General features: G+C 57.3%; 7 protein-coding genes. 4 read left to right on the plus strand and 3 right to left on the minus strand.

The window, feature by feature from the left end:
• Both DQX05_RS29380 and DQX05_RS29385 read right to left on the minus strand, forming a co-directional pair.
• A partial coding sequence (locus DQX05_RS29380) for a hypothetical protein (RefSeq protein ID WP_119796777.1) occupies positions 1-5780 on the minus strand: 5780 nt, incomplete at its 3' end.
• A 143-nt stretch (positions 5781-5923) separates the two neighbouring features.
• Positions 5924-7072, minus strand: coding sequence for a glycosyltransferase family 4 protein (locus DQX05_RS29385; protein ID WP_119796778.1), 1149 nt, complete (start codon positions 7070-7072; stop codon positions 5924-5926).
• 198 nt (positions 7073-7270) lie between these two features.
• On the opposite strand from DQX05_RS29385, the gene DQX05_RS29390 reads away from it, so the two are divergent.
• Positions 7271-8359, plus strand: coding sequence for a YheC/YheD family endospore coat-associated protein (locus tag DQX05_RS29390; RefSeq protein ID WP_119796779.1), 1089 nt, complete (start codon positions 7271-7273; stop codon positions 8357-8359).
• A 162-nt stretch (positions 8360-8521) separates the two neighbouring features.
• Positions 8522-9340: an archaetidylserine decarboxylase gene (gene asd, locus DQX05_RS29395; RefSeq protein WP_119796780.1), complete on the plus strand. Its 819-nt coding sequence runs from the start codon at positions 8522-8524 to the stop codon at positions 9338-9340.
• Between the two features lie 78 nt (positions 9341-9418).
• On the opposite strand, the gene DQX05_RS29400 is transcribed toward asd, so the two are convergent.
• Positions 9419-10204, minus strand: a complete 786-nt coding sequence (locus DQX05_RS29400) for a helix-turn-helix domain-containing protein (RefSeq protein ID WP_119796781.1) — start codon at positions 10202-10204, stop codon at positions 9419-9421.
• A 248-nt stretch (positions 10205-10452) separates the two neighbouring features.
• Here DQX05_RS29400 and DQX05_RS29405 point away from each other — a divergent pair, with 248 nt between their 5' ends.
• Together DQX05_RS29405 and DQX05_RS29410 are read left to right on the plus strand one after the other, a co-directional pair.
• On the plus strand, positions 10453-11748 hold the full coding sequence (locus DQX05_RS29405) for an aminotransferase class I/II-fold pyridoxal phosphate-dependent enzyme (protein WP_119796782.1): 1296 nt from the start codon (positions 10453-10455) through the stop codon (positions 11746-11748).
• Between the two features lie 88 nt (positions 11749-11836).
• Entirely contained in the window at positions 11837-12784 is a 948-nt protein-coding gene (locus DQX05_RS29410) for a Gfo/Idh/MocA family protein (protein WP_119796783.1), read from the plus strand.
• Positions 12785-13134: the final 350 nt, after the last annotated feature.

A 13134-nucleotide genomic window follows, 5' to 3' on the forward strand; every position in this document is an offset into this window, starting at 1 on the left:
ACCTCGCCCTCGGCGATATGGCGGCCTACTACTTCACCGGCTCCGATATGTTGGCCCGTTACCTCAGCCTCAGCGATATGACGGCCGCTCACTTCACCTGCTCCGATATGATGGTCCCCTATCTCGCCCTCGGCGATATGACGACCTGTGAGTTCGCCCGTTCCGATATGATAGCCCGTTACCTCACCCTCGCCGATATGACGGCCAGTCAGTACACCCGCTCGGATATGATTGCCGGCTACCTCGCCCACAGCGATATGGCGGCCCTTTACTTCCCCCGTTCCAATATGATGGCCGCCTACTCCGCCCTCTGCGATATGGCGGCCTTTTACTTCACCGGCCCCGATATGCTCACCGGCAATTTCCCCCTTGCCGATATGATAACCAGCGACTTCGCCTTCAGCGATATGACGGTCCGTTATTTCGCCTGCTCCGATATGCCACCCGGATACCTCACCCTCGGCGATATGACGGCCGGTGACTTCACCCGCTCCGATATGACGACCCGCTATCTGGCCCTCGCCAATATGATGGCCGGTGACCTCGCCTCCTCCGATATGCTTACCAGCTACCTCGCCCTCAGCGATATGATGGCCGGTGACCTCGCCTCCTCCGATATGCTCACCAGCTACCTCGCCCTCGGCGATATGACGGCCGCTCACTTCTCCCGCTCCGATATGATGGCCCGCTACCTCGGCCTCGCCAATATGGCGGCCGGTCACTTCTCCTGCTCCGATATGATGACCGGCTATCTCAGCCTCGGCGATATGATGGCCGGTGATTTCGTTCGCTCCAATATGACGACCCGCTACCCCGCTCTCGGCGATATGACGGCAAGTGACTTCGCCCGTTCCGATATGCCTGCCCGCTACTTCGCCTTCGGCGATGTGACGGCCGGTGACTTCCTCTGCTCCGATATGATGACCAGCTACTTCTCCTTCCATGATATGGCGGCCGGTGATTTCGCCCGCTCCGATATGATGGCCGACTACCTCGCCTTCAGCGATATGACGGCCGCTCACTTCTCCTGCTCCGATATGATGGCCCGCTACTTCGCCTTCAGCGATATGGCGGTCCGTTATTTCGCCTGCTCCGATATGCCTTCCGGATACCTGGCCCTCGGCGATATGACGGCCAGTGATTTCCCCTGCTCCGATATGCTCACCGGCTAGCTCGCCTTCAGCGATATGACGGCCGGTCACTTCGCCCGTTCCAATATGGCGACCGGCTACCTCACCCTCGGCGATATGGCGGCCGGTGACCTCGCCAGCTCCGATATGATCGCCGGCTACCTCGCCTTCAGCAATATGACGGCCGGTCACTTCAGCCGCTCCGATATGATGACCGGCTACCTCACCCTCGGCAATATGGCGGCCGGTGACCTCGCCAGCTCCGATATGATGACCCGCGACCTCCCCTTCAGCAATATGCCGCCCGGTGACTTCTCCCTCGCCGATATGCGATGACGCTACCTCGCCCTCGGCGATATGGCGGCCTTTTACTTCACCCGAACCAATATGCCAACCGGCCACTTCGCCCTTAGCGATATGATGCCCTGTGACTACACCCGCACCGATATGCTGACTGGCTACCTCACTCTCGGCAATATGGTGCCCCGTTACTTCGCCCGCAGCCATATGGCTGCCGAGCACGGCTCCGCTCGATATATGCTGGGACTGGATAGCCCCCGTGCCGATATGCTCACTGGCGACCGCTTGCGGGCGGATATGCCGCCCCTCCACCGCGGCCTCCTCCAAATGTGAGGAATTGATGGCCTGATCCTGCAGATGAGTTGAGCCGACACTGTGATGAGCCAGCTTCTCTCCCGTAACCGCCCCGGAATGCAGCATCTCCGTCGCGATCGATTCTTCCGGAATCACAACGGCCTCCGCCGGCTTCGGCGTTGTCGCAGAGGTTAGCAGCTCCATGACCTCTTCATTCAAATGCGACAAGCCGACCGTTCCGTCTGCCAATTGATCGTTTCCGATTGCATTTGTCTCAATATGGGCGCTGCCAATGGCACCAAGCTGCACATGAGACGATTGAACTGCGCCGCCTGCCAGCTCCGTGCTGCCAATGGCTCCCGGTTGCACATGCTCACGCGCGATGCTGCCCAAGTCCAGCTTGCTGCTCGTCACACAGCCGTCACCCAGGCTCCGTTCCGTCACGGCGCCGTCCTGAAGCATATCCGCACGAATGCTTGCGGCCTGCATATGCTGCTCTCCGATTGTCTGCTCCCGCAAATGATGTGGAAGCACAGCCCCTTCGCTTAAATGAGCGGATACAATCAAGCCGGGCTGGAGATGCTGGCTGTCAATTAATCCCGGCTGCAAATGATGGTTGCCGATCGCAGCCTTCCGGATATGCTCGCCCGTAATCGCGTTCTTCTGCAGATGCTCGGCTTGAATCGCTCCGGAGGCAACATGATGGTTTTGCACCGCGCCTGCCGAGAGATGGCCGCTGCCGACAGCGCCTTCCTTTATCGCCTCGCCGCTGACCGAGTCGGAAGCGAGATGCTCGCCGGACACCGAACTGGCGGTAAGATGCTCCGAACGGATCACTTCCACCGCAATATGGCGGGAGTGAACCGCATCGTCGGCCAGATGGCTGGCCTGGATGGCGGCATCCGCCATATGTCCGCTCGTCACAGCCCGAGGTTGGAGCTTGCTCCCGGCTAGACTGCCCTCCGGGATAATATCGCTGGAGAGCACATCGGCGCCCAAATGCGCCATCGTAATCGTTCCTTTGCGCAGATGGTACCCCTGAACCGATTCTGCCTGCAAATGCTTGCCGGATATCGCTTCCAGCGCCAGATGCTTCTCCGTGATGGACTGGGGAGCGATGCTGGCCGCAGTTACGCTGTCCTCCTGCAGCATTCCTGAAGATATCGATTTCGGCTGAAGCTGCTCCTCGCCGATCGAATGCGATGCCAGATGGACGGACCGGATCGCTCCTTCCCGTACATGGTGAGATCCAATCGAACCGGGAGCCACCTTCAAGCCGGTGACGGCTTCCTCCGCCAGATGATCGGTATCTACACTTGCCGCTCGGAGATTCCGGGCCGCGACGCTGTCATCTGCCAATTTATCTCCTGTAACGGCCGCATCGACGAGATGATCGGCCCCGATGCTCCCGCCTGCGATATGCTTGGCATGAATGGATCCCTCAATCACGTGTTCGCTGCCTACGCTGTCTGCATCAAGCTGAACCGAACCGATGCTGCCGGGATGCACATGCTCCGCGCGAATCGCTGATTCTTGGATCGTCGCCCCTGAGACCGAATCCGGCTGCAGTTGCCCCGCCCCTACCGAATACGGTGCGAGATGCCGCGCCTGGACGCTCTCGTCAGCCAGATTGTCGGACGTGACGGCTCCATCGACGAGATGTGCCGTTGTCACGCTGTTCTCCGCCAGTTTGTCTGCGGTTACGCTACCGTTCGTCAGCTTGGCGGTCGTGACGGACAAATCGCTCAGTTTATCGGTCGATACGCTCTCCGGAGACAATTTCAAAGATGTAATAATGTGGTCGGCCAGATGATGGGAATAGATTACCCCCGTCCCGATATGGCGCTCACAGACGGCATTCACCGACAGCTTCTCGCTCGTGACGGCCTCGGGAGCCAGCTCGGTAGACTGGATGGACTGCGAATAGATATGTCCCGACCGGATCGCTCCAATGGCAATATGCTCCTCCTGCACCGCATGCGGGCCGATCGCTTCCGGGCCGACCGCTCCTTCCGCCAAATGATGCTGCTGTACACTGGCGTAGGCAAGCTTCTCCGACGTGACGCTGGCAGCCCCCAGCTTCCGGGCTATAACCGCTTCATCCGCCAGTTGATCGGACGATACGGCGCTCGGAGCCAGCTTGGCTGTGGTAACCGCTTCATCGCCTAGATGCCGGCTCTCGATCGCCTGATAGCCTACATGCCGGCTTTCCACCGCTTGATCGGCAAGATGCTCGCCATGAACCGCTTCCGGCATAAGATGAATTCCATTTACAGCAGCGGGGGCGATGTGTATCTCATTGACGGCCTCCTCCGCGATGTGAAGGGATTCTACGGCCTGAAGAGCCAGATGCTGCCCGTCGACCGACTGCTTGCCGAGGTGCCGGGAACGAACCGCTTCATCCGCCAGCTTCGTCGACAGCACGCTTTGATCCGCCAGCTTGGAGGAGGTGACCGCGTGTTCGACAAGCTTCATCGTGCTGACGGATTGATCCGCCAGCTTAGCGGTGGTAATGACTCTATCGGCTAGATGGCGGCCGCTGATCTGTCCTGGGCCGATATGCCCCTCGCGAATACTATCTTCTCCCAGATGACGGGATTGCACCACCTCGTCAGCTAGCGGCTCGCTGGTGATGCTCTTGGCTTCAAGCATCGCTCCGGAGAGCGTGCCAAAGGCGATATGAGTGCTGTCGATCTGCCCGGGGCCGATATGGCGGCTCTCCACCGCCTGCATTCCGATAACGCGGCCGTCAACGGACCCTTCGCTGAAATGGCGCGCGTCGATGCTGCCTGGCGCCAACTTGTCGCCGGTAATCGCCCCGGCGCGCAGCTTGGAGTTCGTAACCGACTCAGGCGCCAGCTTGGAGGCGTCAACCGATTCGTTCGCCAGATTTTCCGTGCGAATGGCGCCGCTGCGGATTTTCTCCGCGGTAATCGCTTGATCTTGAATCAGATTGCCTGAAATCAACAGCTCGCTCAGATGCTTTGCTTGGATCGATCCTTCCGCGATCTTGGACGAATCAATCGTTTTGTCCGCCAGCTTCTCGGAAGTGATGCTGCCGTCCTTAATTTTCTCCCCCGTAACCGAGCGGTCGCGAAGCTTTCCCCCGGACACGGCATTGCGTATTAAATGCTCCCCGGCGATCGAGTTGGGGGCAATTTTCGATCCGGTTACTGCCTCCTCCGCGATTTTCAGGGACGTAACGGCATAGTCAATCAGCATGTCGGTGCCAATGCTCTCGCGCCGCAGCTTCGATCCGCTGATCGAATAGGCGGCCAGCTTCTCCTCTGTCACCGCTTCATCCGCGATATCATCCGTATAGATAAAGGCGGTCGATCGCGCCGAACTACGCTTCTCTGCCAGCAGCTTCTCTTTCGCCTTGCGGGTATCGGCAGCATGGGCTTCAGGCTGAGCGCCCGGAGAAGGCGGGGGAGCAGGGGCGGCCGGTTCATCCGTGCCTGACCGTGCAGCAGCAGCATCGCGCGCCGCAGGACCAGTCGGCAGCGTCCCCGGCATGCTGAATGCCGACGTATAAGTCGGATAATCCTCCTTGCGCGATGGCCGTTCCTCTTCGCCCGATCGGGAACGTTCCGTACTAGCATACCGCTTCGCAGTGCGCTCATTGCGGCGTCTGCTCCCTGCTTGACGGGACGTTGGCCTTCCCGGCGCTATAAGATCATCTGTCCCTTCGGCTCTGTCTGGTTCATCCTTAGCGGGCAGGTTCTCGAGGGGCAGCAATTCCTCTTCGGCCTCTGCCGCCCCCGTCAGGACTTCCAGTTCCTCCCCGAGCCGATTGTCATCGTGAAGGTCTCCCTCGGGTATAGCCGTGATCGGCGGCAACGAATTCTCTTGTTCCGACTCTAAGGCTTCAAGGGCAGCCAGCGCATTGACGCTTGCTCTATCGGAAGCATCCGGCAGGTTCTTCGTTGAACTAAGACGGTCCAACAGTGATAACTCCGATTGGTTCGGATTGTCGACAAAGTATAGCGGCTTTCTGGGCGATTTCTTTACTGGCTTCTGTCCCTTGGTTGTCCGCTTTTCATTTTTCCTTTTCATGTGCTCTCTCCTTTCCGTTCTATGCCCAACATATAGAGCATCATATGCGTTATAGGCTCATATCGTCACTCGCCTATATTGAGGAAATGACATGTCAAGGAACGGACAACACACACACAGCGATTCCGCGGGCAAGGCTTACATCAGCCAAGGTAGTCTATGAAGCTGGCCCAGCGCTCCGCCGTCTGCTTCCAGGTGAACGTGCTGCGCACATGCCGGTCAGCGGCCTCTCCCATCTGCCGGAGCGCTTCCCGATCCCGCAGCAGCCGGACAATGGCCGAAGCCAACCGGACAGGCAGACGGTACGGCGGGACGAGCAGCCCGGTCTCACCGTCCCGGACGACTTCCTTAATCCCCCCCACCCTGGATGCCACGACCGGGACTCCTGAAGCCATCGCCTCCAGATTGACCAGTCCGAACGCTTCCCGGCGCAACGACGGGACCGCAAGAAGGTCGGCCAGCGCGTACCAAGCCGGAACCTCCTCATGCGGGACATAAGGGACCATTCGGATATGATGCGGGTACTTGCGCGCGAACCGTTCCAGACGGCGCACATACGCTGTCTTCCAATTCGAACCGTAAGATACGCCCCCGACAATGACGAACAGTGCCCGCGGATGCTTACGGATGACTCGCGGTACAGCCTGCAGCAGCTCCCAGACGCCTTTTTGCGGAATGAGACGGCCGACATACAGGACAATGTCCCGCTCTGCCCATCCGCGGATCCGTTTCCCTTCCGTGTAACGCCGGATCCCTTCTTCGGTCCAGCGTGACGGGAAGCGATCGGCGTCCACGCCGAGCAAATTGACGGCCGTCTTCTCCCTGCATCCAGGACATGCCCTTGTCACCTGCTTTGCCAAATAGCGGCTGTTCACAAAAATCTGATCGGCAACAGACAGCGCCCGCCGGAGCCCGGCCGGCGCGATCGCCGGTCTGTGCATGAAGGTGGTGGAATGAAGCTGCAGCCAGATGCGAGCGTGCGGAAAATGCCGCTTCATTATCGGAATGTATCGGGGACGGTTCTCGATCTGAATAATATCGGGGCGGAACTGAGCTATGCACCGGATCGCTTCATACACATACAACCGCAAGGAAACCGGTCTGATCCGTTCAACTTTGACGCCGCGCACCCATTCCGACTCGGCCTGCCCCGGCCATCTTCGGCCGTACACGCGAATGTCCGCACAGGACGATACGAGACCGGTGACATTCTCGACGACTCGCTCCACCGAACTGCTGGAACCTGACGGATAAGGATAGGATCCTGGCGTTAGGATTGCAACCTTCTGCATACAGCTTTCTCCTTTCTAATTGCCTCGTCTGACATGTCGGCTTGCGGCAGGACGGGTCTGAAGGCGCCGTTGGCCAAGCTGGGGACTTAATTTGGACTAACCTCCGTCTACACTCGTCCACTCGTAGCCGATAGCTCGTTCATACAATACACCAGCGACAGCGAGTCAGTAGATCAGTAGTTCAGAGGAGGTGCTTCCATGGCAGACAACCGCATCGGCATCCTGTTCAATTCGAACATGCTGCCGGGATTGCTGCGGAACAAGACAGGGCATGAAGCCATTGCCTTCTACGAGGAAGCCGGCAGGCGCCACGGCGTTATTCCGTGCTTCATGCGCGTGGAAGATGTGAATGTGAAGCAGATGGAAGCTGTTGCATATATAAAAGACGGTACGGGCTACGCCAGACGACGCATCCCCGTTCCGTCCGTCATTCATAACCGGGCTATCTACTTCCATTCCGGGGCGCATGCACGAGTCCGGTCGATGGTGAACCGCGGCACGGTTATTTTCAATCAGGTGAATCGATACGGAAAATGGAAGCTCCACGTGCTGCTCCAGCAAGATCCCGAACTTGTGCCTCATTTGCCTATTACGACGCTTGCCCGGCCAGGCAACGTTGCGGCATTGATGGACGGCTACGGCGCTATCGTGCTGAAGCCGGACAACAACAGTGTCGGACGCGGCATTATGAAGCTGGAGCGCAGCAGCACCGGCTGGACCATTGTCTATTCCAGGCGAACAGCCGGCGGATCGAGAAGGTGGAAGAAGGCCAAACTCCCCGGGGGAAAGCTGCCGCGATTCGTGCTTGCCCAACTGCGGCGGACTCCCTATCTTGTGCAGGAGCTGCTTCCGCTCGCCCGGTACCACGATCGTCCCTTTGATTTGCGGGTCTCTGTTCAACGCGACGGAAGCAGAGAGTGGCAGATCACGGGAATCGTCGGCCGGGTCGCGCCTCAGCATACCTTCGTTACCAACGTTGCACAGGGAGGGACGGTACATCAGCTTGAAGAGCTTGTTGCCGCCGGTGTACCGCATTGCTCCGTCTTAGAGGTGGTGGAGCGCGTCAGTGCATTCTCTCTTCATATCGTGAACCGGCTTTCCCACAGCTTGCCCCATATGGCCGATGTCGGACTCGATATCGGGTTGACGTCCGATGGCAAGCCTTTGTTCATTGAATGCAACGGACGCGATCAACGCTACAGCTTCCGCGAAGCCGGGCTTTACGACATTTGGAAGGCCACTTACAGCAATCCCATCGCTTACGGGGCCTCTTTTCTGCAGAGATAGTCAAGCGGCGGGGTATGGATTATCATATTGAAAAAACAGGCGTTCTGTGTCAAGATAATCCACAGAAGGGCGGTTTGCGCTCTTTTCTGCGGAATACAAATATACAGGGCGCCTGTCCCGCTCCCGGGAGAAAGGGCACCTGCCACTAGGTGATGAACAATCATGAAGAAACGATGGATGCGCCTGCTGACCGAATTGTCCTCGCGCAAATGGGTATCGCGTACAGCCGGCCGCGCGGCAAGCTCAGGATGGAGCCGCCGATGGATTCCTTCCTTTGCCAAGACCTATAACATACAAGTAGACGAGGCGGAGAAGCCGATGTCTGAATACCGAACGCTGAACGAATTCTTCACCCGCCGCCTGAAGCCGGGAATGAGGCCGCTTGCTGCCGGCGACGATATTTTACTTAGCCCGGTGGATTCGCTGATTACCGGAATGGGTCCGATACAGCAAGGCACGATTCTCAATGTCAAGGGGCAAGATTACATGCTGGACGAGTTGCTGCACCGTTCGCCTTACCAGCAGAAATACATGCATGGCTACTATTTCGTTCTCTATCTCAGCCCTACTGACTATCATCGCATTCATTCGCCGGTCACCGGGAAGTTGGTAGAGAGCGAGCACGTGCCGGGCCGGGTGTATCCGGTGAATGACTTCGGGCTGCGCCACATGCCTCGCGTGCTGAGCCGCAACGAACGGTTGATTACGTATCTTCGCCATGCGCATGGCGAGGTGGCGGTCGTGAAGGTCGGAGCGCTGAACGTAAGCAGTATCCACTATGCAGACGGAGCGCCGCTTCCCGCCTATGAGCGGGGGCAGGAACTCGCCTATTTCGCATTTGGTTCGACCGTTGTTCTATTGATGGAGAACGGTACATTTGAGCCGCGGAGCGATTTGACTGTCGGCTCTGTCGTGAAGATGGGAGAAGGCTTGGGCCGGCTTCAGGGCATACCGGCCAGTCCGCGAACAGGGGAAGCTTGATAGGCCCCGCAGCAGAATAAAGGCCGCTTGTCAATGAACGGAGCAACGTTCATCACAAGCGGCCTTTTCTCTATTCCGTCAACGTATTTCAGAAGGGCTTCGCCCTGTGTACTGCTTGAACTGCCTGCTGAAAAAAAAGATATCCCGGTATCCGAGCGCATCCGCCACTTCCGTTACATTCATCCCCGCATGGTGCAGCAGATGCTCGGCCCGTTCAATGCGGGAGCGGATAATATACGTTTGCACTGAGGTACCGATCATCTCTTTGAATTTGACCGAGAAATAACGCGGCGACAATTGGGCGCGCTGCGCCAAATCCTGAATGCGGTGATTGGCCCCCGGATTTTGCCGGATATAGTTGGCAATCTCATGAATTGCCTCGGAGAGATGATAGCTTGTCTTCCGTTCTCCGGTTCCTTCTCGATCGATGCGCAGCAGATGAATCATCAACTGCTTGAGGACCAGCTTCGCCTCTTCCTCCGCCCCGTAGGATCGGGACAGGAACAAGCGGACGTAACGGGCCAGCAGATGCTCAAAATCGACAGTCTCCTCCAGAACACGGTATGGTTCGGGTATCTCGTAGACAGGAACTTCCACATCAAAATGGATATACGTCAGCGTCAGCGGTTTCTGAGCATTGTGGGAAGCGACCGTATCGTCTCCCGGCCGGAAGAGGAAGCAGCTGCCTTTGCTGAGATGATACGATACATCATTCAACTGCAGTTCTCCTTCTCCGTTCCATACATAAAAGAGATCATAATTCGGCATCGCATTCTCGCGCTTATGCCATTTCCAGTTCGGCTCGCATGTTATCTTCGCGCAGGCCGGCTTAATGACATATCGGTTCGGTTCGGCGTTCAACACGGATGGTTCCTCCCTCCTTCCCGGATTCCATTCGGGAATTCTCTATAGTAGGTAATATACGGCACCTCATTCAAGGCCTGTTGCCATTTGCACTATTCTACTACAAATCGCTTCATGAACACAATCATGCCGGCCGCCGATCTGTCGTCTTGATTGGGCCATATTCGCCCCACCCCCGTGACGAAAGCGGAAATTTGATGATATAATGGGAAAAATCAATCTAGAATGATGTTGGAAGGATGGACGAAATGAACCCACTGGCTCAGCAATTGAATGACACGATTCAAAGAGACAACCCGAACATTCACGCCATGCTTTCGCGCCTCGGCCGCCAGATCTATTTCCCGAAGGAAGGCATATTAAGCCAATCCGCAGAAGCGGGGAGCAAGGCGAAGCAATTCAACGCGACGATTGGCATCGCGACGGAAGGCGGCATCCCGATGCATCTGGACGTCATCCAGGATACGCTGTCTGCCTACAACCCGAAGGATATTTACCCGTATGCCCCGCCGGCAGGCAAGCCGGAGCTGCGCAAGCTGTGGAAAGAGAAGATGATCAAGGAGAATCCTTTGCTTGCTGACAAACTTATCAGCATGCCGATCGCGACCAATGCGTTGACGCACGGATTAAGCATTGTCGCCGATTTGTTCGCCGAGGAAGGCGACGTCGTCATTATGCCGGATAAAAATTGGGAGAACTACGAGTTGACCTTCAACATCCGCCGCGGGGCCGAGATGGTCTACTATCCGTTGTACGACGGCAACTGGAAGTTCAATAGCGCCGGACTTCGTGAAGCGCTGTTCGCCCATCGTGACAAGGGCAAAGCCATCGTCGTACTGAACTTCCCGAACAATCCGACCGGATATACGCCGGGCCGGGAAGAGGGCCAAGCGATCATCAAGGCCATTCTTGAGGCGGCGGAAGCCGGCATGCGCCTCGTTGTCGTGACGGATGACGCTTATTTCGGCTTGTTCTTCGAGGATTCGATGCATGAGTCCCTCTTCTCGTCTCTCGCTTCCCTGCATCCGAACGTGCTGCCGGTCAAGGTGGATGGAGCGACCAAGGAAGAATATGTATGGGGCTTCCGTGTCGGGTTCATCACCTATGCCGCAGAGTCGGAAGCGGTGCTCGCGGCGTTGGAGCAGAAGACGATGGGCATCATTCGCGCGACCATTTCCAGCGGCCCCCATCCTTCCCAGACCTTCGTCCTGCGCGCCCTCCAATCACCGGAATTCGAAGCGCAGAAGCAGGAGAAGTACCACATCATGAAAGCGCGGGCCAACAAGGTCAAAGCGCTGCTGGACAGCGGGAAATACGAGGACGTATGGAGCTACTATCCGTTCAATTCCGGATACTTCATGTGCCTCAAGCTGAACACCGTGCCAGCGGAGCAGCTCCGCACCCATTTGCTTGACGCGTATGGCGTCGGGACGATCGCGCTTGGCGACACCGACTTGCGGGTTGCCTTCTCTTGCATCGAGGAAGCGGATCTCGAGAAGCTGTTCGATACCATTTATCAAGGCGTGCTTGATATTAGCCAATAATAACTGCGTGACCTATGCGCGCAGATGACGAAGAAGCCGGCAGCCCGATATGCTGCCGGCTTCGGCATGAAAAGGGAGGAGAATCCATATGAGAGTGCCCCGGATTGGCATCGTCGGCTTGGGAAGCATTGCGCAGAAGGCCTATTTGCCGGTGCTTGGCCGGGCCGAGGAATGGACGCTCGTCGGCGCCTACACGCCGAACGAAGCGAAGCGCCTCGACGTATGCGCCCAGCATCGGATAGTGCCGTATGCGAGCATCGGACGCCTCGCCGAGGATTGCGACGCCATGTTCGTTCACAGCTCGACGGCTTCCCATTACGAGATTGTCGCCGAGCTGCTCCGGCGCGGCATCGATGTCTATGTTGACAAGCCGCTGGCCGCCACGCTGGAGCAAGCGGAGGCCTTGGCGGAGCTAAGCGAGAAGCTGGGACGCACGTTGATGGTCGGCTTCAACCGCAGATTCGCCCCGCGCTATGAAGCGTTGGCCTCGAAAGCGGCGCAAGCCTCCTGGATCCGCATCGAGAAGCACCGCGCCGGCAAGGTGAAGCCTGTTCCTTACCTGGACACGCTGCTGGACGATTATATCCACGTCATCGATCTGGTGCGCCATTTCAGCCGTGCATCCGGCGATGGGCTGCTTTGGACAGGACGGGTTCATATTAATTCGCAGGGGCATTTGCTCGATGTCCATCATCTCTTCACGCCCGCCGATGGTACAGGCCCGTCGATTTTTGCAGGCATGCACCGCCACGCTGGCATCGATGTGGAGCGGGTCGAACGGATCGGCCCCGTATCCACCCATCGGGTACGCAATCTGACCGAACTGACGGTGGAAGAGAACGGAGTAAGCCGCATCGAATCCGCGGGATCATGGACTTCCGTGGCGAAGATTAGAGGCTTCGAGGATGCGATTCTGCACTTTATCGGGTGCATCACCTACGGCGGCCGGCCCATTACCGATGGCCGGGAAGCCTGTGAGACCCAGGCGCTTGTCCACGCCCTTGCTGCAGAAGCGGTCGTCACGGACGAGGAGTGACAGCGCGCTGGAAGATGGATGGGGCCGTGAAATCAAATGGCTAGTGCAGTAAAGAGTTAGATGTAATGCCGTAAAGTCAGATGGCTAGTGTAGTATAAATCCTGCGACGATGCAGGATTTTTCGCTCTTTGAGCCGATATTTTATTCAATTCCTGCAGAAGTACATTATTCGCGCTGATTCTTCTTTCTATCTCCTTCAAATTGCTGAAATTGATGCAGTTTTGCAGGAACTCCTGTAATAGAGTAAACGTCATAAGGGAAAACTGTAATTTTGCAGTTTTTCGGCAAATCTCAAGCTGCTAGAGTAAAGGGCAGAAAATTTCTGCCCCTCCTCATCAAACCGTACGTGA

The organism is Paenibacillus thiaminolyticus (assembly GCF_003591545.1).
Classification (GTDB): Bacteria; Bacillota; Bacilli; order Paenibacillales; family Paenibacillaceae; genus Paenibacillus_B; species Paenibacillus_B thiaminolyticus_A.

Bases quoted from the DNA above. Each gene is read 5' to 3' on its own strand.
- DQX05_RS29405 (WP_119796782.1), top strand. From the start codon at position 10,453: ATGAACCCACTGGCTCAGCAATTGAATGACACGATTCAAAGAGACAAC.
- DQX05_RS29390 (WP_119796779.1), top strand. From the start codon at position 7,271: ATGGCAGACAACCGCATCGGCATCCTGTTCAATTCGAACATGCTGCCG.
- asd (WP_119796780.1), top strand. From the start codon at position 8,522: ATGAAGAAACGATGGATGCGCCTGCTGACCGAATTGTCCTCGCGCAAA.
- DQX05_RS29410 (WP_119796783.1), top strand. From the start codon at position 11,837: ATGAGAGTGCCCCGGATTGGCATCGTCGGCTTGGGAAGCATTGCGCAG.
- DQX05_RS29385 (WP_119796778.1), bottom strand. From the start codon at position 7,072: ATGCAGAAGGTTGCAATCCTAACGCCAGGATCCTATCCTTATCCGTCA.